We start from the raw sequence: 24115 nt of genomic DNA, 5'->3' as shown, positions 1-24115 counted from the left end.
GTGTCCGGGGTGCCGGACTCTATCGGGGTCATGAGCATTCCTTCGCGGCCGTCAGGCGATCTCGTGGCGGAGGTCGGCGGGCCCGGGCCGTTCGTGACCGAGGGCCATGATGAGCAGGGGGGCCTCGTCGCCGTCCGCCAGGCCGAGCCGCTCGACGAACGAGACGTTGTCGAAGCCGAGCGCCACACCGGCGCCCAGGCTCAGGGCGGACGCCGCCAGGTAGAAGCTCTGCGCGACGGCGCCGGCGGTGCCGACGGCCAGCCGGTAGCCGCGGTCGCCGACGGCGTCCAGCACGGCGGTGGTCCGCACGGTGGGCACGAGGACCACCCCGGCCTGCTCCAGGTTGTAGTTGGCCAGGAAGTAGTTCTCCTGCAGGAAGGAGCCCTGCGGGCCGGCGGCGACCAGCCGCAGGTCGCCGCGGTCGGCGTCGTAGACGTACGCACCCTGCTCCACGCCCTCGACGTGGTTGACGAAGGCGTACATCCGGGCGAGCCGGACCTCGCCGGCCGGGTCGGTGTCGCCCGCCAGCCGGGTCCCGGCACAGGCCGCCAGCACCGCCGAGAGGTGCTCCCTGGCCACCCGGCGCCGGGCGTCGAACCGGCCGAAGCTGGAGCGGCGGTCGCGCAGGGTGCGGCGCAGGCCGGTGCCGGGGAAGGCCGGAGCAGGCAGCTCCACCCGGTCGCCGCCGGCGTCGGTGGGCCGGGCCGCGGCGGCCGCCAGCGTTCCGGGGGCGGGCCGGTCGGCGGCGCCGGCCAGGGTCGCGGAGTGCATCTCACGCAGCGCGCTGAAGTCCAGCAGGGTGCGGGAGCGTTCGACGTCCCGGTGCCGGACGGAGGGCCGGTGGGCCGGGTCGGTGCGCGGGACGTCCTCGCGGGCGGGGTCCCGCCGGGGCGCCGGTGCGTCCCAGTGCAGCGGCACGACCGCGAACACGGACTCCTCCTCGCCCGTCACCCCGAGCAGCTCGTTCAGCCGGGGCTCGTCGAACCACATCACGGGGGCGAGGCGCAGCCCCCGGGCGGCGGCCCAGATCCGCCAGGTGTGCACCAGGGTGCCGACGTCGGTGGAGACCACGTGGAAGGAGAAGCTGTTGTACTTGAAGGAGTTCTGCCAGTACTTGACGCCGAGGATCAGGTACTGGTCGGTGTCGAGGGCCTCGGCGGGCACGTCCGGGCCCAGCGCCCGGCGGACCCGGTCGGTGACGTCGCCGGCCAGCAGCCGCTGCAGGGCGTGCCGGTGGATGTCGTAGTAGTGCAGGCCCGGGGTGAGGGGACCGGAGGCACCGGACGCCCAGTGGATGCTCACCGGGTACAGGCCCCCGCCGCCCGCGGTGCCGCGCGACCAGTTGGCGTGCGTGTAGAACGGCAGACCGGGCAGGTCGGTGTTGGCCTGGATGCCCAGGCGGCGCCCGGTCAGCCCGTAGGAGTCCTGGAGCATCGCCGACAGCAGCGGCAGGCTGAAGCCGCGGGCGGCGTCGCCGTCCCGCACCGGGACGGTGCCGGGCAGCAGACCCGGCCCGACCGGGACGTCGGCGAGGTCCTCGGTGGCGGGCAGGGCGAACGCCTCGGCGTGCGGATAGTACTTGCCCTTGCGCGGGCCGTCGTCCCAGTTCACGACATGGTCGGTGGGCTCCATCGGGACGCGGCCGCGGTGCAGGATGGCGTGCGCGTATTCATGGGCGTACCCCACAAGATCCCCCTTTCCTCGGTTCTTCCTCGGTTCGCCGGCGCTCGCGCGCCGGGGCGGTCGGCCGGTCATGGGAACGGGTGCGGGCCGGGGTTGAGACCGGCCTCGGTCAGGTCGTCCGCACGCAGCCCCGCCTCGCGCAGCGCGGTGCGCATGCGCGGCATGTGCCGGGCCCGCTGCCTGCTCCAGCCGAAGTCGAGCGGCAGCAGACCGGGCACCAGCACCTTCACGGTGTACAGCCCGAGGGCGCGCTGTTCGGGCGTGGTCTGGTCGACGACGACGACGTCGAACCCGGCGGACGTCACGGCCTCCACGGCGGCGAGCAGGTCGTCCCGCACGTCCGGACCGGAGCCGTCGGCGCGGCTCCAGGCCAGGTCGGCCACGTCGAGGGGCCGCGCGGGCGCGGACTGCCGCAGCAGGAAGTCGGCGTGACGGCCCATCTCCGGCACCGCGTAGACCAGCGGATGGTCGTGCAGGCTGGTGATCTTCTCGTGGTCGGCGGCCATGGCGAGGTACCCGGCCGCGTCGCGCTCGAAGCGCTGCAGCAGCTGCACCGAGTCGGTGGCGATCTCGCACAGGGCAGCGGCCAGCGCGGCCTCCGGGTCGAGGGAGGCCCCGGCCCCGAAGCACATCCGGGCGGGCCCCCCGTCGAACCGCTCGGCGACCCCGGTGACCACGGGAACCGGGAAGGTGATCCGGGTGTCGAAGAACCGGGCCCGGTACCCGTACAGGGCCATGCGGTCGACCATGAACCGGGTGCGCGGGTCGGTGCTGGTCGACGGGTCGATCTCGCGCAGCGGCTGCATCCCGTGCCAGGCGAGCAGGAAGGAGTCCCGTTCCAGAACTTCCATCAGGCCGCTGAGCACGGCCTCCTCCAGACTGCCCCCGGAGGCGCAGCCGTTGGAGCTCTCCTGCACGAAGCGGTGCTCGATGCCCGGCTTGTGGTAGAAGGCCAGGATCTCCGGCACGGGGCGCGGCCGGGCGTCCCGCAGCGACCAGCCCCACACCCAGGGGATGGGCCGGTCCGGCGCGAACGGCGGCACCCAGGGGTTCGCCCGGTGGAAGCCGTCCGTGTACAGGCCGGTCTCGCGCGGGTCGACGGCGTCCGGGCCGAGGCCGTCCAGGGCGGCGGTCAGCGTGACGGAGCGGCCCCGGGCACGCATCCCGGCGAAGCGTTCCAGGCCCTCCAGCACGCCGATGCGGGTGCTGTCGTAGTAGGTGTCGGCGTGCCCGCCCCAGAACGTCTCCCGCAGGTAGTCGCCGGAGCGGCTGGAGAAGCAGCCCACCGTGGCCGAGGTCGTCGGCGAGGTGACGTCGCACACCACCGACGGGCCGATCGCCCCCCAGTGCGGGTTGGCGAACGCGTCCACCCGCAGGCCGTAGTCGTCCAGCGGGCGGACCCGGCTGACGCCCGGCCGGTACTTCGGCGCGGGCCGCAGGCCCAGGGCCGCCGACTCGGCGGTCACCGGCTCGGGGGTGCCGCAGTGGGGGCAGTCCGGCTCGGGCACCAGCGGATGGTGGCGAACCGTCAGGTCCTCCAGGTCCATCAGCCACACGTCGGGGAACGGCGCGTCCCCGTCCGGGCCGGCCGCGGCGAGGCGGGCGATCAGCGCGGCGACCGCCTGCGCGGCGAACGGCACCAGATAGGGCCAGGGGCCCGCCTCCCGGGTGCCGCCGCGCAGTTCCAGGCCCTCCCGCAGACCGACCGAGCGCACCCCCTGCCAGCGGCGCCGCAGGCACACGGCGCAGCCTGCCCGGCCCTTGGCGGGCCAGGGGCCGATCACCGCCTGCCGGCCGTACAGATGCACGGGGAGGACGGTGTCCGGGGCATCCCCGGTGTCGGCGAAGGCGTCCCGCACCCCGAGCGCGCCGACACCGATGCCGGGAACCGGGCGTCCGGGCAGGGCGGGCAGGTCGCGCAGGGCCCGGCGGAGGTCCTCCGCGAAGCGGCGGCACGCGTCCTCGCGCGGCTCCGCGGAGGCCTCGGTCAGGTCAGCGGTCATCGCCGGCCGCCCCGGTGAGCAGAACGCGGACGGTGTGGATCCCCGCGGCGGGCAGGTCGGCCGCGTGCGTGGGCACGACGAGGGCGTCCCGGCCGGCCGAGGCCAGCCGCTCCAGGACGTCCGCCCACGTCACCGGCGGCCGGTCGGCGGCCGGCTCCTCCCCGGCCGCGTCGGCCGTGACCGGGATCAGGGCCGCGTCCAGGTCGGCCAGCAGCGGATCGCCCAGGTCGGGCGTGCCCAGCACCCCCTCGGCGGTGAGCTGCACCGCGCCGATCAGGTCGCGAAGGGCGTCGCCGGCCGCCGCCACCCGGTCCAGGGCGGCGCCGACGGCCCAGCGGACCGGCTCGTCCGGCTCCGCGGGACGGGTGCGGACCAGCACCACGGACACCCCGGTGCGGTCCGCCTCCCCGAGGTCGAGGAGTTCGGTCTCCAGGCCCAGATGTCCGGCGGAACGGAGCAGAAAGGTTCCCTCGGGGTCGTCGGCGAGCAGTGCAGGGGAGCACACCGCGGTCCGTCCGGTGCCGCGCACGGCCCGCCGCAGCGCGTCGTGGGCGAGCGCCGAGAGCAGTCCGGCCGCCGCGGCGGCGGGCAGCCCGTCGCCCGCGCCGGCCCCGGCGCGCGACGGCTCGAACCGGCGGTCCTGGTTGTCCGGCCCGAACGGCCGCACGGCACCGGCCGGCACCAGGATCCGCTCCTTGGTCAGCAGCGACGTGGCCGGAATCCAGGCGGCGACCGGATCGCCCCCGGCGCCGGTCGCCGTGGAGAGCGTCTCCGGCCGCACCCGTGCGGCCTCCGCGCCGTCCGCGGGGGACGCGCCGCCCGGCACGGGGAAGGCGGGCACCACGTGCTCCGCGTAGACCTCGGCGGCGGCGTCGAGAGCGCGTAGGCGGGCACCCGCGGTGTGCTGGACGTCGAACGCGACGACGGTCCGGGTCCCGGCCGCGCTCAGGCCGACCTCCACCGCGCCGACCTTCAGCGGGGTCTGGGTGACCGGCTCGTCCGCGTACCGGGTGAAGACCCCGACGGACGGCCGGATCGCGAGCGACCGGCGGTCCAGCTCGGCCAGCGGCCCCTCGGCCGCGCCGTCGTCCGGGGCGGCGGCGACGACCGGCTCGAAGACGGGCCGCGCGGGGGCCGCGGTCAGGTCGACGGGCTCGGGCGCGGCGGGCCGGGTCCGGCAGTACGGACAGCGCGGGTGGGGCAGCAGCCGCTCCGCCAGGACGTCGAAGGAGGCCATGTCCTGGAGCAGCACCTGGCCCCGGGTCTCGGCCGGCAGGGCCTCGGTGACCAGTCGGAACACCTCGTAGCCGAGCAGGTTGCCGAGCATGGCCGCGAGCGGTCCGCGCGGCCCGGGGTTCGGAGTGGTTCCCAGGGCCAGTCCGCTCCACAGGCCGGCCGCGACCGCCGGGTCCCCGGTCGCGCCGAGCCGCAGCGCCGCGCAGGCGAGACAGCCGTCCGTGTCCGGGGCGCTGACCGGTCCGACCACCGCCCGGCCGCCGAACGTCCAGGCGGGCAGCAGCGTGCGGCCCTCGGGCACGCCCCGGCCGAGCAGGGTGACCGCGGTCCGGAACGCGTCGCCGCCGGCGGCGGCGACCACCACGTCGTACCCCTCGTACGCGTCCCAGCCGGCCGGGCCGGCCGCGGGCAGCACCGTCACCTCGGCCGGGGCCCCCTGCGCGGTGAACTCCGCCGCCTCCTTCCGGAGCCGGTCGAACTCCGCGGCGGTGGCGGGGTCTTCGGCCAGGGCGGCCTCCACGGCGACGTGCGCGCAGCCGTTGCGTATCAGGGCCAGCGCGCACCAGTGCGCGACCGGGCCGTCACCGAGCACCGCGACGTGGGTGCCGCGGAACGCGGCGAACCTGTCCCCGGCGTTGTCGGCGTAGTGGTCGAGGTAGGCGATCTGCTGCGCGAAGTGTGCGGTGACCGCCGCGGCCGGGGACGTGCCGGGTCCGTGCCCGGTGTCCGGCACGGGCCGGGCGAAGCCGCGAGCATAGAGGGCCTTGACCAGGCCGCCGACCATCGCCTTCTGCGGGTCCGGGAAACCCGCGCAGATCTCCGCCACGGTCCGGCTCCCGTCCAGGTGCGGGACGAGGAGTGTGGCGAACCGGTAGGCGGACGGGGAGCTGAGCTGGAAGCCACCGTCGGCGTTGTGGAAGATCACGCCGTTGGGCGTCTCGGTGAACAGCACGTCGCGGCGCACCCTGGGCCGGGTGTCCGCGGTCTCCTCGTAGGGCGTCGTGGGCATGCGGGGGTCGCACCTCCGGGTCGGGGCCTGTCGGCCGCAGTGGAACTGAAGGAGTGGGTGGATCTGAAGGAGTGGGTGGGGCGGGGCGTTCGGGCGCGGGCCGGCCGGGCCGGCCGCGTCCCCGTCGTGGTGGCGCCGGGGCCGTCAGGTGGCTCCGGACGGCAGCGCGAGCCGGTCCGCGGCGACGACGGCCCGCGGGAGGTCGTCCGTCCGGGCCGCCCGGTGCAGCGCGTGCACCCGGAACAGGCTGTTCATGCGCAGGGTTCCGGGCTGTTCCTCGTCGAGGAGCCCGGTGTCGAGGAGCCGCTCGAGCAGTTCCTCGGCGTGGGTCTCGGGCACGCGGAGCGCGGTGGCCGCGTCCGGCGCGGTGAGCTGTCCGGTGAGCCGGGCCAGCCGCAGGTGGGCGTCGGCCAGCGGTCCGGGCAGCCGGTCCAGGGCTCCGTCGAGTGTCAGGGGCACCGACATCCGGGGGTCGTCGGGCAGCGCCAGCCGGGCGGGCAGGTCCCGGCGCAGCCACGCGGCGTAGTCCGCCAGGCGCAACTTGGGCCGGGTCAGCAGCCGGGCGGCGGCGATCCGCAGTGCGAGCGGGACATGCCCGCACAGGTCGGTGAGGGCACACGCGTCCTCGGCCTCCGCCGTGACCCGCTCCCGCCCCAGGACAGCGGTGAGCAGGGCCGCCGACTCCTGCGGTGCCAGCGCGCCCAGTTGCAGTACCGCCGGGCCGTGCGTGGCGACCAGGGCGGCCAGCCGCATGCGGCTGGTGACGACGACGGCACCGCAGCCGGGCACGTCGAGCAGGTCCCGTACCTGGTCCGGGTGCACGACGTCGTCGAGCACCACCAGGCACGACCCGCGGGGGGTGCCGGCGGGGAGCACGGCGTGCAGTTCGGCCGCCGCCTCGCCGGCGGGCCGGGGCGTACCGTCGGGCCGGGTCAGCGGCAGCAGTACGCCGCCCGCCGGGTAGCGGTCGGCCACCAGCCGCGCGGCGTGCAGGGCCAGCGCGGTCTTGCCCATGCCGGGCCCTCCGGAGATGACCGCGGTCACCGGGGCGTCGGCCCGCCCGTCGCTCCGGCCGCCGCCGTTCAGGTGGTCCACGAGGTCGGCGGTCTCGCGGGAGCGTCCGGTGAAGCCGGGGACGCGGGGCAGCCGCGAGCGCGGTGAGGGGCCCGGTCCCGGGGACGGGCGGCCGGCGCCGTACGGGCCCACCCCGGCCGCGGCGCCGTGCCCGCCGCGCTCCGTAAGGGCCGCGCCGGGGAGTTCCTCGCCGCGCAGAATGGCCAGTTCCAGGTTCTGCAGTGCCGCGCCCGGGTCGACGCCGAGTTCGTCCCGCAGGTGCGTCTTGATCCTCCGGTACTCGGCGAGCGCCTCGTTCTGCCGTCCCGCCCCGTAGAGCGCCCGCATCAACTGGGCGGAGAGTCCTTCGTGCTGGGGGTGGGTCCGGGTGGCCTCCCACAGGTCCACCAGGACCTCGCGACACCGTCCACGGGCCAGGTGTATCTCGCAGACGCGTTCCAGGACGCGCAGGCGTTCCTCGCCCAGCCGTGGCACCTCGTCGCGGTGCAGGAGGTCGGAGGGGACGTTGGCCAGAAGCGGCCCCCGCCACAGGCCGAGTGCCGTGCGCAGCAAGGGGAGTTCGGACTCCCCGGCGCCGGCCGCCTCCGACACCAGGTGGCGGAAGTGCAGCAGGTCCAGGGTGTCGCCGTCGGCCGGAAGCCGGTAGCCCCCGGCGACCGCGACCACCGACTGCTCCTCGATGTCGTACTTGGCGAAGAGTCGGCGCAGCCGCAGGACGCAGCTCTGCAGGGCCGCCTTCGCCGTCGCCGGCTGTCTCTCGCCCCAGACGGCCTGGCGGAGCCGCTCCGTGGGGACCACCTCGCCGGGCCGGACCAGCAGCGCCGCCAGCAGCGACGTCGGCTTGGCCGGTGGCAGGACGACCACCTCACGCCCGTCGGTGATGCTGAGCGGGCCGAGCAACTGAAAACGCACCTGGTTCCCCCGTTGACCCTCGAACTTCTGCGAATCCGGATCGCCACCCCCTTCGGGGCAGCGGTGCCGTGCCGTCGAAGCGGGCGCTGTCGGAGCGGTGGCTCATTCGGGACGCCTGCTTTTTCGCCAGCACGGGCGGTACGGCGCAGATTGTGAAGTTGTACTGCACGTATGCCTTCGGTATTGCGGCAGTGGTGAGTGTCTACTGGCGTAGAACGGCGGGTCAAGGGGTGGTTGTGAAATGCCTGAGAGGCAAGTTTCAGTCACTGACGTACCATCAAATACCTTCTAGTGGGGCATATTTACTGGTAAATGGCCTGTCGATGGCCGACGGGGCGTCAACTTACCGCCGGTACGGTCGGGAGACGAACGTGCTCGATCCACCGGATTCTCCGAACTTTTTCACGATGTTCACTTCCGCCCCGCAGGTTCTCCGCCCTGCGGCCGGAACATGCCCCGTCGGGCACCGTCGCGACCGGTCCCGGGGCATGCCGAGCGCCCGGCCGATGCCCTCCTCCGTGAAGGAGACGGGCACCGGCCGGGCGTTGCCGCGCCGGACGCTGGGTCAGGCGGAGCAGGAGGTGGTGCTGCAGGTGGAGCTGGAGGTCGAGGTGGAGCTGGTGCTGGTGCAGCCGGCCAGCACGACCTCGCTGGCGTCCGAGTAGTCGGAGATCTCGAAGGTCTCGGCCTCGAGCTCGAGGATCTCGTCGGCGAGGGTGCTCAGGTCCTTGTTCATGGTGTCTCCCCAGGAGTCGGGGCGGACCACCGTGTCCGGTGGTGGCCGCCGGGCGGTTGCAGGACCATTCCAGCGGCCACCGCTCACCGTTCGGCACGTCTTCCGCTGTCATTCCGCTGGCACGCCGCGCCAGCGCAGGTCGACCGGGGCTCCCGGCAGGCGCTGCAGGGTGAACTCGGACACGTCGGCGACATTGCCGACGTGTGCAGGCCGTACTCGGCGAGGGCTGCGGCAACCTTCGTGCCCACACCGGGCAGCTCCCGGACCGGACGGGACCGCAGGATCCCGTCGATCGCCTCGGGGGAGTGTCGATGACGGTGCGCCGCGCGGGCAGGCAGCGCTGGTCAACGGCACCCTGGGCGGCGCGGACCGCGTCGTGGCACGAGCCGGGTTCGAGAACGTCTGACGCCATGTCGTGCCGGCCGGGGAAGTGGCCAACCGCACCGCGGACGACGTCGTGGCGTGGACCTTCTCCCGATCGGAGTCCACTCCTCACTTGTTCGGCGTCGGCCTGGAGGACTTCTCAGGGACCTGTGCGCGGTCTTGCGGGAAGCATCACCCGGCAACCGCTTCGCGGAGCGTCTTCCAGCGACCGGGATCAAGATCTGGCGCAAGCCGCACTGCGAGCGGTGACCACGACGGTGCGGGTGCCGCGGCCCGTCCAGCTCCGCTTCAGCCGAACGAGCCGAGTCGGGCCGACCGGGAAAGCCCTTCGGAAGCGGATGCGTCCGCCGATGGACACCGCGCTCGCCGCGATCGACGCCGACCCCGTTATTCACAGGGTGCGCCACGTCTTCGCCGCGCACGAACGACTTTCCCGGCGACCTGACGGACCGTCGGTGAAAGGCAGGGGACGCGGGCAAGCGGCCGTGACCATCGGTGCCACAGCGACATGGGCGTTCCTACCCCTGGGATGCCTGGGAAAATGTCTCCCTGGATGGCTTTTCGGCCGGGCTTGAGGAGGTGAATCGACCAGGGCTTGTGGAGCGCCGGAAGATGGCTTGCGGCGCGGCCCTCGGTCCTTTCACCGAGAGCTGATCATCATGCGTGAGCACAACGAGCTGTACATCGACGGCGCCTGGCGTACGCCACTGGAGGGCTCCGTTCTGGAGCTGACCGACCCGGCGACCGGGGCGCTCACAGGACGGGTGGCGCTGGGCGGTGAAGCCGATGTCGACCGTGCTGTGGCAGCCGCCGAGCGCGCGTTCGTCTCGTTCTCACGGACCACGGTCCAGCAGCGCATCGAGCTCTTGGAGCGGATCCTCGTCGAGTTCGACCGGCGGGCCGAAGACCTGGCCCAGGCGGTGACCGCTGAACTGGGCGCGCCCCTGGCGTTGGCCCGCGGCGCGCACGTGCCCACCGGCAGGGTGCAGATCGCCACAGCCATCGAGGTCCTGAAGACGTACTCCTTCACCGAACTGCGGGGGGAGACGGAGATACGTAAGGAGGCTCTGGGGGTGGCGGGGCTGATCACGCCCTGGAACTTCCCGGTGCTGCAGCCCACGGGGAAGACGGTCTCGGCGCTCGCCGCCGGGTGCACGGTGGTCCTCAAGCCGGCTCAGCTGACCCCGTACTCCGCGATCATCCTGGCCGAGGTCATGGACGCGGCCGGTGTCCCGGCGGGAGTCGTCAACCTCGTCAACGGCCGTGGTTCGGTCATCGGCGGCACGCTGAGCGCACACCCGGGGGTCGGCATCGCCTCGTTCACCGGTTCCGCCGCCGCAGCCCAGCAGGTCACGATCGCCGCCGCGCCGACCGTCAAGCGCGTCACCTCGGAGCTCGGGGGCAAGTCTCCGCACATCCTGCTGCCCGACGCCGACCTCGACGTGGCCGTGGGAACGGCCATGACCTGGCTGATGGCCATGACGGGCCAGCTGTGCAGCGCCCCCAGCCGCACCCTGGTGCCCAGGGCGCATCTGGGGGAGTTCCTGTCCGTCCTGGTCCCGGCCGTGGAGGCGCTCACTCCGGGCGACCCGCGCGACAACCACACCACCATGGGGCCGCTGATCTCGGCCGAGCAGTGGGACACCGTCCAGGGCTACATCCAGCAGGGCCTGGACGAAGGCGCACGCCTGGTGACCGGCGGACTCGGCAAGCCGGCAGGTCTGGAGGCGGGGCACTTCGCCAAGCCGACCGTGTTCGCCGACGTCGACAACTCCATGGCCATCGCCAGGGAGGAGATCTTCGGCCCGGTGATGTCGGTGATCGCCTACGACACCGTCGAGGAGGCCATCGCCATCGCCAACGACACCCCCTTCGGGCTCGCCGCGTACGTCACCGGCGCCGACCTGAAGGCGGCCCGTGCGGTGGCGGAGCGGATTCGGGCCGGCTACATCCTGATCAACGACGCCGAGTTCGACTGGTCCGCGCCCTGGGGCGGCTACAAGCAGTCCGGCAACGGCCGCGAATTCGGCCCCGACGGCATGACGGAGTACCTGGAGACCAAGGTCGTCCGCGGCGGCTGAACACGCCTGCCGCACCGGCAACGCCCGACGCCCACGCCCTGTTCGCCGCACCTCCGGCGAAGGGACGGCAGCTGTTCCTAGGCAATTCCTTCCCTGGATGACCGCTTTCGGCCGGACCAGCATGAGAAGCACCACCCCACATACCCGGGACGCGCTGTCCCTCGTTCCAAGGAGTACGTCATGACCACGTGGTTCATCACCGGCGCCTCGCGCGGTTTCGGTCGGGAGATCGCCCGTCAGGCCCTCGACCGCGGGGACAACGTCGTAGCGACCGCCCGGAGGCCCGAAGCCGTCTCGCCGGCGCTGCCCGGGTACGGGGACCGGCTGCTCCCGCTCGCGCTCGACGTCACCGACGAGGCGCAGGCGCGCGCGGCGACCGCCACCGCGGTGGAGACGTTCGGGGAGATCGACGTCCTGGTCAACAATGCCGGACGGGGGCTGCTGGGCGCGGTCGAGGAGGCCTCGGACGCCGCGGTCCGCGCGGTCTACGACACCAACGTCTTCGGCCTGCTCAACGTCAGCCGTGCGGTGCTGCCGGTGATGCGCCGCCGGCGCTCGGGGCGGGTGCTCAACTTCAGCTCGCTGGGCGGGTTCAGCAGCTCCGCGGGCTTCGGGATCTACTGCTCGACCAAGTTCGCCGTGGAAGGGATCTCCGAGGCGATGCACGCCGAGCTGGCCCCGCTGGGCATCGAAGTGACGCTGGTCGAGCCGGGCTACTTCCGCACCGACTTCCTCGACGCCGGCAGCCTGCACACCGAGGGCACCGTCATCGACGACTACGCCGCCACCTCAGGAGCGATGCGGGGGGCGGTCCCCGGGCTCAACCACGCGCAGCCCGGCGACCCGGTCAAGGGCGCCACCGCCGTCCTCACCCTGGCGGACGCCGACGCCCCGCCCGTGCGCGCCCAGTTGGGCAGCGACTGCCTGGAGGAACTGGACCGAAAGATCACACAGCTGCGCACGGAGTCCGAGGCATGGCGGCACCTGGCGCTGTCCACCGACCACGACGACGCCCCGGCTCTGGTCTGAGCGGACGCCCACCCGCTGTCCGGAACAAGGCATCAGGGGCCTCATCACCGAGGGCCTCGCGGTAGTGCCCCGGGGTGGTGACCGTACGGCCGCCACCCCGGGGAAGGCGGACAAGGGGCGCACGTCGTGAGGAAGAACCGATGAGAAGAGGACCGCTGTGACCGAACTGGGTGACTACCTGCGCGCGTGCCGCGCCCGGGTGAGCGCCGAGGAGGCCGGAATACCGACGTCCGGCCACCGCCGGGTGCCGGGTCTGCGACGTGAGGAACTCGCCATGCTGGCGGGCGTCAGCGTCGACTACGTCGTGCGCCTGGAGCAGGGCAGGGCCAAATCGGCCTCGCCGGAGATCCTCACAGCACTCGCGCGGGCCCTCGACCTGCGTGCCGACGAGGAGGAGTACCTGCTGCGCTGTGCGGCCGACTCCACCGGTTTGGCCTTGCGGGCGCGGGCGACGCCCCGCGCGCAGCACGTGTCCGCCGCCACCCGGGTCCTGCTGGACAGCATGACCGGGGTGCCCGCACTCGTATTGGGCCGGCGCATGGACATCCTGGCGTGGAACACCCTGGGGGCCGCACTGATCACGGATTTCGGAAAGATCGCGCCGCAGCACCGCAACCTCATCCGGTTGAGTTTCCTCGACCCGCACGTCCGCAGGCTCTACGCCGACTGGGAAAAGGTGGCCCTGGAGTGCGTCGCCTACCTCAGAATGGACGCCGGCCGCTACCCCGAGGACCCCGCGCTGGCCCGCCTCGTCGGAGAGCTGTCGATCAAGGACGAGGACTTCCGCCACTGGTGGTCCACCCACCGCGTCCGCGCCCAACGCTTTGGCCGCAAGGAATTCCTCCACCCCACCGCGGGAGAACTCACCCTGGACTTCCAGGTACTGGACGTGCGCGGCACCGGAGACCAGACCCTGCTCGTCTATACGGCCGAACCGAACTCCCGCTCCGCACAAGCCCTGACGTTCCTCGCCGGGTGGACCGTCGCCGAACATACCCCTTCAGCCGACACCGCCGTGTAGCCCCTGGGAATCGCGATCCCCGGCACGTACGAACGTGCCGGCGGCGAGCGGGGTGTCATTGATGCGGAAGAACATCCGTTCCTGGTGTCGCCGCACCGGGCGTGGCAGCGGTGCGTCTGCCCCGCCGAGCAGGTCCGCCGGACGCGGGTAGCCGGTCACGGGCGTGGAGGCCGGCTGGCGTACGGGGTCTCGGCCCCGCAGCGTGGCCCGCTCTCCGGATGCCGCGTCGGGCGCGTCGCCTGGCACGAGGACGCGCACGGCCGGCATCTCCCCCTCGCCCGAGGCGTACCGGAGCGGGTGCAGTTGGCGTTCGGACTGGGGGAGGTGCTCGCCCGGTCCTTCCTGGTCCTCTCGATCCTGAAGTCCGCTGGTGCCCTTTGCCTGGTCCACCTCGGTGTTCATTCCTGTCGGCACCGCAAGCTGCTGATGACGCAGCAGCAGCTTGCGCTGGCGGCGGACCGTACGGGCCGGATCTTCCGGGAGGGCTCCATCGCGGGGGTGAACGATCCCAAGAGGCTGCTGACCCTCGGTGCGGTGCTGCCGCAGTTCGTCAACCCTCGACGGGAAACGTCCAGGTGCGGCTGTTGCTGCTGGGCCTGATCCGCGCCCTGATCGCGTTGGTTCCGATGCGACATGGGGCCTCCTGGCCGGAACGGCCCGTAACCGGCTTACCGGGAAGCCGCGTGGGCTGTCGTTGGTCGGCGGAGCGGTCGGGCGTTGTGATGGTCGGTCCGGGGGGCCGGCCGGCGTTCAGCGGACGAGAGTGAGACGGGCGGATTCGTAGGGGCGGGCCATCCCATAGGGGACGTCCGCCCCTCGCCCATCGACCAGGCGGGGGAAGACCCGGGCGACGGCGTGCCGTTGCTCGCGTGGCGCATTCAGATCCGTCCGGAGAATCTCGTCGAGCGGCGGCTCGTACGGATCCGAGTAGGAGCCGGGGCAGTAGCTTCTTGCGTGCCCGGACGGGCGTGGTGGTGCGCTGAACGCCGAGCGCCTCCCACTTGTACGGGTGGGAGGTCTCGCCGGATGCCTGGTGCTTGCCGTATGGCGGGACGAAACAGCCTGCGTCCGCCCCGGTCGGCCACGCCGTCCCCCCCTGCCGCAGCTGTTCGCATCACCCTGCCGACCGAGACCGTCCACGCCCGCGTGCACCAGATGTGGCTGCTCCTCGCCCTGGTCGGACTCGCGGTACCGGCCGTCGTGGCGGGCGTGGGCTTCGCCATCGCACGGTGAGCCGGCCGCCCCGTCCGGGAGCTCGAGCAGGCCACGCTCCAGCCGGCAGGGGGCAGCCTGGCCGGTGGCCCCATAACGGTCACCAACGGACCGCCGAGGTGTCGCACTGGAGGAACTCGCACGAAACGCGCTGTCCCGTTCGGACGATGTCCGAAGCTGTCTCGAAGCGCTGCCAGGACAGCTCGGGAATCGTGATGAACCCGACGCAGGGGAAGACCGGGTGGTCGGGGCCGTCGTCCAGCACCCTGAGCACCCCGAACCGGATGACGTCAACCGCCGCAGCCAACCTCCCCCTGGAGTGGAGAGGCAACGCTGAAAGAGCGCCAGTCTCCGTGCCCCGCTTGTGGAGGTGATGTCTGGGCATACGGTCTTCACCCTTTGGAGAGGAGCCTGTTCATGCTTGGCATAGTGGCTGCGGTGCTGTTCTTCTTCGCGTTTTTGATCAACGCGGCGGACATCGGTACCAACGATGCGTTCTCTTCGGTGAATGTGATGTTGCTGGGGTTGACTGCCCTGGCTCTGCATGTGGCGGGAATCGGTGCCGGCTGGGCTTCCAGGAGCCGGCGCTGACCTGGATTCCACGCCCGCTGCCCCGATGAGGGGGTGCTCGGGGCCGGGCACCACCCTGAGCACCCCCACCCTTCGGCGGGGCAGTTGTTCTTCTTCACGCCATGCTCAACTACCTCTGGAGGGCGCTTGGTCACGCTCCCCGCTTGATGTCGCAGACCAGGGGTGAATCGTCCGTCGGGTGTCTTGCGCAGCCAGCCGCGTTGTGCGAGTCGGCTGAGCTTGTCGCGCATCGGCTCGACCTGGCGCGGCTCGATACCCGGACCGAGCGCGGTGCACACGTCCTTGGCCGTCCCCGGCCCGTCCACGGCCTCCACCACATGCCAGATCCGCCGGTACTCCGACGGCAGCGCCGCCTCGTCCATGACCCGTTCCTGGTGCGGGCACCGGCAGCACCGTCCGTCCGCCCACCTGGCAGGGCCCAGTCGCGGGCGCAACAGCGGCAACCTGTTCTTCCAGCCGGCGCAGCACCGTCTCCGCCACCGCCAGTTCCACGCGCTCCGCATGGACCTCATCCAACTGCCGGGACAACGTGAGCGAGTCGCGCGGCGGCGCCCCGCTGAGGGGGCCCCGTCGTCGCCACGTAATCCCGCCACGACCGGGCGACCGGGTTTCTGGTTCCCAAGGGTCGGCCGCCTGCGAGAGGGCGGCGTGCAGTGCGCTTCTGGTCCTTGCCGTCACTCTCGCCGCCGGCCGGTGCTGGTGCACGTCCAACTGGAACCTGCGGGCCGTCGCCGCGTTCCTGGTCGACGGGGTGCTCGCGGTGGGCGGCTTGCACGCGGCCCCGGGCAGGGGCCCCTCCCCCCAAGGGACCCTTCCCCGAGGACGGACCGACCCCCTTCCCGAAGCCCCTCGCGAGACCACGGCCGGGTTGTGGGGCCGGTGCTTCGCTCGTCGCGTACGTGGTGCTGACAGCAGACCACGGCACGTGTGAGCGTACGGCGCCTACCGGGCGGTGCCGAAGTCCTGGGTCCAGTAGGAGCCGGGCTGCGCGAGACCGACACCGATCTCCTTGAACGCGCAGTTGAGTATGTTCTGCTTGTGGCCGGGGCTGGTCATCCAGCCGGCCATCACCTGCTCGGGAGTGGAGTAGCCGTAGGCGACGTTCTCGCCGTAGGTGCTCCAACTGTAGCCGGCGCGTGTGATGCGGTCGGCGGGCGAGGATCCGTCCGAGCCGGTGTGCGACATGTTGCTGCTTGCCGCCATGTCCTCGCTGTGCTTCTGCGCGGCCTCGGTCAGGGTGGCGTTCACCTTCACAGGGGAGCAACCAGCCTTGCTACGCTCGGCGTTGACGATTTCCACGACCTTGGCGACGGCTCCGGAGGCCTCGGTGCCGCCCGTCGCGGCGGGACTCGGAGCACCGGCGGAGGGCTCGGGGCCGGTCGTGGTGGGCTTCGGGGCGGCGGTGGTGGGCTTCGGGGTCGCGGTGGTGGGCTTCGGGGCGGCGGCGGTGGGCTTGGAAGGGGATGCCTTGCGGTCCGTCTTCTTCTGTTTGTGCGACGGCGCCGCCGTGGGCTCGCCGTGCTGACGGCTGCTCCACTGGTGGTGCCGGTCGGCGTCGTCCCACCTGTCCTCGGTCTCGGCCGCGGCTGGGGTGGTGGTGCCCTGGTGCTGCCGTTGCCCGCTGCCGGGCCAGTCGGCACAGGCCATGGCGACCGAGGGTATGCCTATGACGCCCATGGCGGCTGCCGCGACGACCGTCCGCCGGTACCGCTGCTGATGACGATGCTTTCCCATGTGACCTCACCCCTGTTGTCCGGAGGCTGGTCATTCTTGGGACGGTCCGGCACCGGGCGCAAAGGGCGGTTGCACTACTGCGCTTCGTAGGTCTGGGGGGTTCTTGCGGCGGGCGGGAGAGCGTGCCGACCTGCTCGCGACGGGCCCTCGGGATGCCTGCTGCCCCGTCAGAAGCCCTTGCCCGGCGAAAAAACCGCGGCTTTCGGCTGCCCGTCGGATCACCACCCACCTCGATCCGCCCCACGCCCACGGCAAGACGGATAAATCTCCTATATCACTGGAGCGGTTTCTACTAAGCGACCTGCATAGATCGAGGAAGCGCGTGACGGATGTCACGGAATCATGCATTCTGGGCTGGTGTCGGAGGCTGAGGAGCGCGCCCGCGGAACGCCGGGCAGCGGGCAGCGTCGCTGGCCCCACCGGACGCGATTCATGGAACACCTGTGGGGACCGCCGACTGCTCCGGGTGGCGGACTGGGGGAGCTCCTCGGGCGCGGGGTGCGAGTACCGTGTCGCTCCTGCTTCGTCGACAGCCTCCTCTTCGCCCCCGATGGCCCGTCCTCTACCTCAAGGGGCGCACGATCCGTCGGTGCGACATCGCCGGCCCCACCCCGCCATGCAAGGCGGAGAGGTACTTCGTCGACAAAGGGTGTGTACGGCGAACGGTGCGACTCGGTTGATTGGTTCTACCGGCGTCCGGTGGGGAGCCGGTGGTGATGGTGCCGGGGCCGCAGGCCGACCAGTCGACGCCGGACTCACCGCAGCCGCGCAGATCGACCGCGGACCCGATGGCCTGCCGCTGTCAGTGGCGGGATCACAGCACGGTACGCGGCGCGACTGTCACCCATTCCGTGCGCGAGGACGATCAGCGGGCCGGACCCCGCCACCTCGTAAGCGATCGCGCCGCCGTCGGCTGCAAAGTACGCGGTCATGACATCACCCGGGCTTGGCCGGCATCGTTAGCCGAAAGCTCATCTCATCAGCCAAATCCGGCAACGGCGAAATCCCCGGCACGGCCACGTGAGATGACGAAGCGCCGCGGAAGAGGCCGGACCCGGGGTCTCGCTGGTGGCGAGTCATGCGGAAGTGCTCGCCTTCGGGGTCTCCTCGTGCACGGAGCCGGCTCCGCTCCCGAGAGGGCGGGCTGCGGTGACGGCATGCCGGATCCACCACGCGATGACATGAAGGACCAGGATGCCGGCCAGGCTCGCGCCCGCGCCTTTCGCCGCGTCGGACAGAACCCCTTCGATCACAGCGCTCGGCGGCGCCCCGGTTGTCGCCGCCTCCGGGCCGGCGAGCCGCCGCCAGGCGTGGGTGACGGCCCCCGCGACCGTGAACAAAGCCATTGCGAGGAGGGCGCGGCGCCGCGTCGCGTTCCCGGGTCCGGTGCGGCCCTTACCGTTGAGGAGGCGAGCTCGTCTGCGCCACATGTACGCCGTGATGGCGGCCAGGCCGCCGATCGTGCTCGCGTGCTGCAACATCCGCGCCCAGGTGAGGCTGCCCACCGGAGTGGAGGTCAGCCAGGGCACATGGGTGACCACGAAACCGTCGTGATGGGTGAAGGCATCCCAGATCAGATGAGTGGCGATGCCGATCAAGGCGGACAGGACGATCCACCCGGCTCGCCGTATCAGCGTGCCGGCCGTCCGGGGCGGCGACGGGGCGGTGGGGAGCGGCAACAGGAACGCCAGCGGGCGACGGCCGGCTCGCGCCAGGCCCCACAGCGTGAGGGCGTACGGCAGGGTGACGGTGGCGGCGCCGAAGGCGGTATGCGAGGTCGTGGCGTTGGCGAAGGGCTCGTACCAGGACTGCGCGCTGACGGGCAGGCCCGTGGTGACAACGAAGTAGGGCATGTCCGGTGCGACGGCTCCGGCGGCCAGTGCGGCCCGGCTGAAGGGCCGCCGCATCAGCGGCAGTACGGCCGCGGAGTGGGACAGCGTGAACGGCATGAGCATCCTCTCGCACGAACCGAATAGTCCGTTGAACTGAATAGTACGATGAAAGGACTATCGAGTGATGGCAGACGCCGCTGTCCGGAGGAATGCTCGGCCGAGGGTCGAGGGAGACCGCTCAGCGGAGGGTGCGGCCGGTCCGCTCCAGGCGGCCGGCCAGAAAGGCGATCGCCGTGGTGGCCGGCACCATGACCGTCAGGAACACGGCAGCAGTCGCCTCACCCCACGCTGTCGTGTAGGCGTTGGCGAGCAGAGGCGGGGACGCCATGATCATCGCTCCCAGCTCGCGGCCGCCTCGTGATCCGCTGCGCCAGGTCAGTACGACACCGGCTGCGGCGAGGACCAGCAGAGGCCAGCACCCGTAGTCGGTGCTGACCCACGGCACCGCGTGCGCGTCGATGGCGGCCCGTGGCACGACCACGAGCGCGATCACGGCACCGGCCAAGCCCGCCCGCCCTGCCGCGGTGTTCTCCAGGCGCCGGTCCGGCGGGCATGCGAGCACCACGGCCGCCGCCAGGGCCATCGCGGCCGGGGTGACGACCGGGTCACCGAACGCCGGCCCGCTGACCACCGCGGCCACCGCGAAGGAGAGCAGCCCGGCCAGCGTGCAGGGCACCCCCGCACGCCACCGGCCGGCCAGCGCCGACACCGCACCCGCGCACACGACCAGCGACGAGACGAGCAGCACACCCCACGCCCCCCGCAGGTCGGTGCTGAGCTGCACCCACAACGGGGTGGGCGAGGCGACCAGGCCGGCGTACCAGCGCAGAAGGTGCAGGCCGCAAGCGGCGGCCGAGGCAGCCAGGGCGAAGGGATACGCCGGCGCGAGAACCCGCGCGAGGGGAGCGGCCGACCCCAGCCCCATGCGCATCCGCGCCGCGTGCGCGGCCAGACCTGCACCTTCTTGCAGTCGTGAACTCAGCGGCTGACCCGCGGTCATTTCGCGATAGGTCGCCGCGATCTCCCCGCCATGGGTCCGCCGGTAGGCGGCGGGATACAGCCGCAGCACACGCTCGATCATGTGGCGGCCGCCGGCGGCCGCGTGACGGACAGGCGGCGGGTGGCCTCTTTTGCTGTCACGGCCAGCCGCTCGGCCTCCGCCGCCAGCCGCTTTCGCCCCGACGGCGACAAGGTGAAGATCCGCCGGGCCCGGCCATCGACGACCTCCTCGCGCTCGACGTCGATGAGGCCGTCGGCCAGCAGACGGTCCAGGGCCCCGTAAAGGGCGCCCGTACGCAGCACGACACGGCCACCGGTCATCGCCTTGACCTCCTGCGCGATGGCATATCCGTGCCGGGGCGCGTCCGCGAGGGCTGTCAGCACCATCAGCGTGGGCTCTTGCATCGCGCGCTCACTCATCCCACGATGATAGTCACTCCGCCGGACCATCTCGATGCGGTGAGCCACGCCATCGACACCTGGGCCCCGGCCAGGGCGTTCGAGGGATGCGCCCGCCGCGCGAGACGCTGCCTGCCCGCCGGCACGTGGCGCGCGATCAGCTCGTTTCGCCAGCGAGTCCAGCTCGGCGCAGCCACGCATGAGGGAGCCGTGCGCAGCGTGCGGCCCTGGTCGGTCCGCACCCACCGGAACAGTTGGGGCGAGGGAACCGTACCTGCCCATGGGAAACCGTCAATTGCCGTGAACAGGCAGGGAATCGAGCCACGCTGCTGCCCGCCCCGGTCATCGCCGACTCGGCCCGGCGCGGCGCAAGCCGACCGTGCTCGGGGCATGCGGCGAAGAAGAGGCGGGGGAGGGGTGAACTACTACGGCTCCACCACCGTCGACTGCGAACGCGAACTCGCCCAGCTCGACGAGCGGGGGCACCGGCCGCTGCGGACCGTGGCCACCGACGATCCCGGAGCCGGGCTGTAGCGGCGATCGCCCCGGAGCCACCCACGCGGGGAGGGCGGCGCCGGAGCCGACGGTGTGAACACAGGGTCCGCGCGCCCGTACGCTTCTCTGCGCTCCACTCGATGGGATCACGGAGCCCCCGGGGGGGAGGATGGGAACTGGCACGGTGACCGACGCTCCGTTCCCAGCCCCCGACCCTGCTCAGGGCATGGCACTCTTCACGGCCCTGAAGCGAGGACGAGGGGGCGCGCGGCAATGCGGGCCTTCAAGGGCGTGCCGGTGCCGGCCCGCCGCGGATCCGCGTGCGCCCGCGTCCTCGCCCTGGCCTGCCGGGCATTCACCCCAAGGTGCCGACGCCGTAGACCCAGTCCACGGTGGTGAGTCGGCCTGTGGCCTGGCCCACTCGTCCGCGAAATGATCGTCAACGGCACGCCGGGGGCAGCCCCGTTCGAGCCGCTGTCAGGCGCACCGCACGGATCGGTGCCCTTACACCCGATACCGCATCGATACGAACGCCGACGCTGAACGGCGGGCCCGTCGGTGAACAACTGGCGCGGTTTTCGCCAGACCACCGCAGGCCAGGGACATACCAGCACGCCACTTGAATCCCGACGGGCCCGGCCCGCGGGCGTCAGGCCGGGCTGCTGTGCTCGGGCCGGTGGTCCGTCCCTGCTCCTTCCCCGGCGAGCCGTTCCCGGGTGGGCGGTTCGGCCTCGGAGGGCGCTGCCGGGTGCTCGTTGTCCCCCACGGCCGGGACGGTGGCGACGGCCAGGGGGTAGGACGGCGGGGTGCCACCGAACGCGGGGCAGAAGGCCTGATAGCCGCACCAGTCGCAGAATCGGCTCGGGCTGGGTTGCCACTCGCCCGTCGCCACCGCCCGCTGGATCGCCGCCCACAGCGCCCGCAGCTTCCGCTCCACCGCCCGCAGGTCCGCCTCGTCCGGGTCGTACGTCACCACGTCGCCGCTGCCCAGATAGACCAGTTGGAGGCGGCGCGGAACCACCCCGCGCCGCCTCCACAGCACCAGGGCGTAGAACTTCATCTGGAACATGGCCCGGCGCTCGAAGTCCGGTGGGGGCGCCTTGCCGGTCTTGTAGTCCACCACGCGGACCTCGCCGGTCGGGGCGACGTCCACCCGGTCGATGATCCCGCGCAGTCTGAGACCCGACTCCAGCACCGTCTCCACGTACAGCTCGCGTCCGGCGGGCTCCAACCGGTTCGGGTCCTCCATCCGGAAGTACTGGTCGAGCAGCGGTTCCGCCTCGGCCAGCCAGGCGGCCAGTGCCGCGCCGTCCGCGTCCCTGGGGAAGAGGCCGGCCAGCTCGGGCCGCCCGCCCAGCAGCCGCTCCCACTCCGGGCGCAGCAACGCGTGGGCCCGGTCAGGAGTGCGCTGCCCGGCCGGCACGTCGAAGAGCCGCTCCAGCACCGCGTGCACCACGGCGCCCCGGGCCGCCGCCCCGCTCGGTGGCTCCGGCAGCTTGTCGATCACCCGGAGCCGGTAGCGCAGCGGGCAGGTCATGAAGTCGTCCGCGCGCGACGGCGACAGCGACGACGGCGTCCTCGGGGCGGGCCGAGGTGCCGCGGACGGGGCCGCGTCCGATGCGGCGGAACTCTCGGACGGGGGCATACCCCGACCCTACGCCGGGCCCTTCCCGAATCCACCGGACCGGTTCCGAGGTGATCGGTCCGGCGGGTCCGGTGGGTTCGGGCACCGGCCGAGCCACTTGGCGGTGGTCCAGCCGCACTCGGTACAGCGGTAGGACGGGCGATGCGCGATCGTCGTACGGCTCCTGGCGGCCATGACCTCTCCACAGCGGCGACTCGTGACCGGGCGGCCAGGGCGGCCAGGGAGGACGGGCGGTGTCCGGCCCCCCGCCCAGCGGGCGAGGAGGGGCCGCGCCAGTACGAGCCGACCGCTGCGGGCCGCGTTCGGACGCCTCCCCGCCGGGACGGTTCCGGCCCGCGGTCTCCCCACCGGAACCGTCCCGGCTGCCCGCCGCACCCCCTCCTCGTACGCTTGTTCGAGTTACTATGAAATTCGGGCCAGGCCGGACATGTGTGGAAATCCACGCTTCGCCGGCCGGAGCCCACGGAAAGATCTCCCATGTCCGCATTGAGCTTCGCAGGCGGACTCCGTCTGCGTCGCGCGATGCGCCTGGAGGGTCCGCCTTGCGTTCGCAGGGCGGACTCGCCGCCCGACCAGCGCCAATACGGCCCCCTGCGCAAGTTTGGCTCGATCATGAAGGCTCAGCCCGTCGGGGAGGGAGCCGTGCGGGTGCTCGGCGTGAATCCGGGGCTGGCCCGGTGCGGCCTCGGGGTGGTCGACAGCGCCCCCGGACGGCCGCTCACGGTGACGGCCGCCGGCGTTTTTCGCACTCCGGCGGACGCGGACATCGGCCACCGCCTCCTCCTCATCGAGCGCGGCATCGAGCGGTGGCTGGACGAGTACCAACCCGGAGCCGTCGTCGTGAAGTGGGTGTTCAGCCGGTACGGCGTGCGCACTGGGATGGGCACCGCGCAGGCGAGCGCGGTCGCGATCCTGTGCGCGGCCAGGCGCGGCCTGCCCGTCACCTGGCACACCCCCGGCGAGGTGAAGGCCACCGTCACCGGCAGCGGAGGCGCCGGCAAGGCCCAGGTCGGCGCCATGGTCACCCGGCTGCTGCGGATCGACGCCCCGCCCAAGCCGGCCGACGACGCCCTGGCGCTCGCCCTCTGCCACATCTGGCGCGCCCCGGCGCTGAACCGCCTGCAGCAGGCGCACGCCGCCGCCCGCCCCGCTCCCGCACTCGCACGACGTCAAAAGGATACGATCCGATGATCGCCTTCGTCAGCGGCCTGGTCGCCGCGCTTGCCCCCGACACCGCGGTCATCGAGGTCGGCGGCGTCGGCATGGCGGCCCAGTGCACGCCCAACACCCTGTCCGGGCTCCGCATCGGCCGGCAGGCCAGACTCGCCGTCTCCTTGGTCGTGCGCGAGGACTCGCTCACCCTTTACGGCTTCGCGGACGACGACGAGCGGCAGGTCTTCGAGCTGCTGCAGACCGCCAGCGGCATCGGGCCGCGCCTGGCCCAGGCCATGCTCGCCGTCCACCCGCCTGACGCGCTGCGGCGCGCGGTCGCCCAGGGCGACGAGAAGGCGCTCACCGCCGTCCCCGGCATAGGCAAGAAGGGCGCCCAGCGGCTGCTGCTGGAGCTCGCCGGCCGGCTCGGCGAGCCGACCGGGGCCGCCGCGACCAGCCACCCGGCCGGCGCCGCCGCTCCCGTGCCCTGGAGCGAACGGCTGCGCGCGGCGCTCGTCGGCCTCGGGTACTCCGCGCACGAGGCCGAGACGGCGATCGCGGCCGTCACCCCCACCGCCGAGGCCGCCGCGGCCGATGGCGCCCCGAAGATGTCGCAGCTGCTGCGCGCAGCCCTGCGCACGCTGAACCGCGCCCGCTGAGAGGAGTGGACCGCATGACCCGGGACGAAGCCGAAACCGCCGCCCTCATCGAGCGGCTGGTGGGGTCGGTCGCCGACGGGGAGGACCAGGCCGTCGGGGCCGCCCTGCGCCCCAGGGACCTGGACGAGTTCATCGGCCAGGAGAAGGTCCGCGAGCAGCTCGACCTGGT

General features: G+C 72.5%; 21 protein-coding genes and 2 pseudogenes. 9 read left to right on the top strand and 14 right to left on the bottom strand.

The window, feature by feature from the left end; genetic code table 11:
* Window positions 1-51: 51 nt before the first annotated feature.
* The 5 genes from ACFP2V_RS00115 to ACFP2V_RS00095 all read right to left on the bottom strand — a co-directional run bounded on the left by ACFP2V_RS00115 (window position 52) and on the right by ACFP2V_RS00095 (window position 8653).
* Window positions 52-1686: a nitroreductase family protein gene (locus tag ACFP2V_RS00115; RefSeq protein WP_381204198.1), complete on the bottom strand. Its 1635-nt coding sequence runs from the start codon at window positions 1684-1686 to the stop codon at window positions 52-54.
* A 65-nt stretch (window positions 1687-1751) separates the two neighbouring features.
* Window positions 1752-3686, bottom strand: coding sequence for a TOMM precursor leader peptide-binding protein (locus ACFP2V_RS00110; protein ID WP_381204197.1), 1935 nt, complete (start codon window positions 3684-3686; stop codon window positions 1752-1754).
* Window positions 3676-5931, bottom strand: a complete 2256-nt coding sequence (locus ACFP2V_RS00105; protein WP_381204196.1) for a TOMM precursor leader peptide-binding protein — start codon at window positions 5929-5931, stop codon at window positions 3676-3678. The genes ACFP2V_RS00110 and ACFP2V_RS00105 overlap by 11 nt, the downstream gene beginning before the upstream one ends.
* A 144-nt stretch (window positions 5932-6075) precedes the next feature.
* Window positions 6076-7917, bottom strand: coding sequence for a BTAD domain-containing putative transcriptional regulator (locus tag ACFP2V_RS00100; RefSeq protein WP_381204195.1), 1842 nt, complete (start codon window positions 7915-7917; stop codon window positions 6076-6078).
* Between the two features lie 565 nt (window positions 7918-8482).
* The gene (locus ACFP2V_RS00095; protein ID WP_031128743.1) at window positions 8483-8653 is read right to left on the bottom strand and encodes a thiazolylpeptide-type bacteriocin; all 171 of its coding nucleotides are present in this window, start codon (window positions 8651-8653) and stop codon (window positions 8483-8485) included.
* A gap of 1043 nt (window positions 8654-9696) precedes the next feature.
* On the opposite strand from ACFP2V_RS00095, the gene ACFP2V_RS00090 reads away from it, so the two are divergent.
* The 5 genes from ACFP2V_RS00090 (at window position 9697) to ACFP2V_RS00070 (ending at window position 14401) form a co-directional block, all read left to right on the top strand.
* Window positions 9697-11118, top strand: a complete 1422-nt coding sequence (locus ACFP2V_RS00090; RefSeq protein ID WP_381204194.1) for an aldehyde dehydrogenase family protein — start codon at window positions 9697-9699, stop codon at window positions 11116-11118.
* 180 nt (window positions 11119-11298) lie between these two features.
* A complete protein-coding gene (locus ACFP2V_RS00085; protein WP_381204193.1) occupies window positions 11299-12147 on the top strand; it encodes an oxidoreductase in 849 nt (282 codons plus the stop codon).
* A 157-nt stretch (window positions 12148-12304) separates the two neighbouring features.
* Complete coding sequence (locus ACFP2V_RS00080) at window positions 12305-13168, top strand: helix-turn-helix domain-containing protein (protein ID WP_381204192.1); 864 nt, start codon at window positions 12305-12307, stop codon at window positions 13166-13168.
* An 84-nt stretch (window positions 13169-13252) separates the two neighbouring features.
* Window positions 13253-13768 (top strand): LysE family translocator, encoded by a 516-nt coding sequence (locus tag ACFP2V_RS00075; RefSeq protein WP_381204191.1) that lies wholly within the window; start codon window positions 13253-13255, stop codon window positions 13766-13768.
* A gap of 444 nt (window positions 13769-14212) precedes the next feature.
* Complete coding sequence (locus tag ACFP2V_RS00070; protein ID WP_381204190.1) at window positions 14213-14401, top strand: hypothetical protein; 189 nt, start codon at window positions 14213-14215, stop codon at window positions 14399-14401.
* Between the two features lie 79 nt (window positions 14402-14480).
* Here ACFP2V_RS00070 and ACFP2V_RS00065 read toward each other — a convergent pair whose 3' ends face one another.
* From ACFP2V_RS00065 to ACFP2V_RS00035, 7 genes and pseudogenes are all read right to left on the bottom strand, one after another.
* The gene (locus ACFP2V_RS00065) at window positions 14481-14687 is read right to left on the bottom strand and encodes a S1 domain-containing protein (RefSeq protein WP_381204189.1); all 207 of its coding nucleotides are present in this window, start codon (window positions 14685-14687) and stop codon (window positions 14481-14483) included.
* A gap of 85 nt (window positions 14688-14772) precedes the next feature.
* The gene (locus ACFP2V_RS00060) at window positions 14773-15333 is read right to left on the bottom strand and encodes a non-structural maintenance of chromosomes element 1 family protein (protein WP_381204282.1); all 561 of its coding nucleotides are present in this window, start codon (window positions 15331-15333) and stop codon (window positions 14773-14775) included.
* 580 nt (window positions 15334-15913) lie between these two features.
* Window positions 15914-16705, bottom strand: a complete 792-nt coding sequence (locus tag ACFP2V_RS00055) for a CAP domain-containing protein (RefSeq protein ID WP_381204188.1) — start codon at window positions 16703-16705, stop codon at window positions 15914-15916.
* A 739-nt stretch (window positions 16706-17444) separates the two neighbouring features.
* Window positions 17445-17637, bottom strand: a pseudogene (locus ACFP2V_RS00050) (alpha/beta fold hydrolase); the annotation flags it as partial.
* Window positions 17638-17781: 144 nt separating this feature from the next.
* Window positions 17782-18654, bottom strand: coding sequence for a DUF4184 family protein (locus ACFP2V_RS00045; RefSeq protein ID WP_381204187.1), 873 nt, complete (start codon window positions 18652-18654; stop codon window positions 17782-17784).
* A 121-nt stretch (window positions 18655-18775) separates the two neighbouring features.
* Window positions 18776-19678: a hypothetical protein gene (locus ACFP2V_RS00040; RefSeq protein ID WP_381204186.1), complete on the bottom strand. Its 903-nt coding sequence runs from the start codon at window positions 19676-19678 to the stop codon at window positions 18776-18778.
* On the bottom strand, window positions 19675-20016 hold the full coding sequence (locus ACFP2V_RS00035) for a PadR family transcriptional regulator (protein ID WP_381204185.1): 342 nt from the start codon (window positions 20014-20016) through the stop codon (window positions 19675-19677). Before ACFP2V_RS00035 ends, ACFP2V_RS00040 begins: the two co-directional genes overlap by 4 nt.
* 369 nt (window positions 20017-20385) lie before the next feature.
* On the opposite strand from ACFP2V_RS00035, the gene ACFP2V_RS00030 reads away from it, so the two are divergent.
* Window positions 20386-20529, top strand: coding sequence for a hypothetical protein (locus tag ACFP2V_RS00030; protein WP_381204184.1), 144 nt, complete (start codon window positions 20386-20388; stop codon window positions 20527-20529).
* A gap of 610 nt (window positions 20530-21139) precedes the next feature.
* On the opposite strand, the gene ACFP2V_RS00025 is transcribed toward ACFP2V_RS00030, so the two are convergent.
* Both ACFP2V_RS00025 and ACFP2V_RS00020 read right to left on the bottom strand, forming a co-directional pair.
* Window positions 21140-22135: a RecB family exonuclease gene (locus ACFP2V_RS00025; RefSeq protein WP_381204183.1), complete on the bottom strand. Its 996-nt coding sequence runs from the start codon at window positions 22133-22135 to the stop codon at window positions 21140-21142.
* 9 nt (window positions 22136-22144) lie between these two features.
* Complete coding sequence (locus ACFP2V_RS00020) at window positions 22145-22309, bottom strand: hypothetical protein (protein WP_381204182.1); 165 nt, start codon at window positions 22307-22309, stop codon at window positions 22145-22147.
* A gap of 468 nt (window positions 22310-22777) precedes the next feature.
* Between ACFP2V_RS00020 and ACFP2V_RS00015 the strand changes: the two genes are divergently transcribed.
* The 3 genes and pseudogenes from ACFP2V_RS00015 to ACFP2V_RS00005 form a co-directional block, all read left to right on the top strand.
* Window positions 22778-23326: a crossover junction endodeoxyribonuclease RuvC gene (locus tag ACFP2V_RS00015; RefSeq protein WP_381204275.1), complete on the top strand. Its 549-nt coding sequence runs from the start codon at window positions 22778-22780 to the stop codon at window positions 23324-23326.
* Window positions 23323-23946, top strand: coding sequence for a Holliday junction branch migration protein RuvA (gene ruvA, locus ACFP2V_RS00010; protein ID WP_381204181.1), 624 nt, complete (start codon window positions 23323-23325; stop codon window positions 23944-23946). Before ACFP2V_RS00015 ends, ruvA begins: the two co-directional genes overlap by 4 nt.
* 14 nt (window positions 23947-23960) lie before the next feature.
* A pseudogene (locus tag ACFP2V_RS00005) lies at window positions 23961-24115 on the top strand (Holliday junction branch migration DNA helicase RuvB); the annotation flags it as partial.

The sequence above is a fragment of the Streptomyces incanus genome, from assembly GCF_042656345.1.
Lineage (GTDB): Bacteria > Actinomycetota > Actinomycetes > Streptomycetales > Streptomycetaceae > Streptomyces > Streptomyces incanus.
The sequence above is the reverse complement of the archived record's forward strand: the minus strand, read 5'-3'. Positions and strand labels throughout refer to the sequence as shown.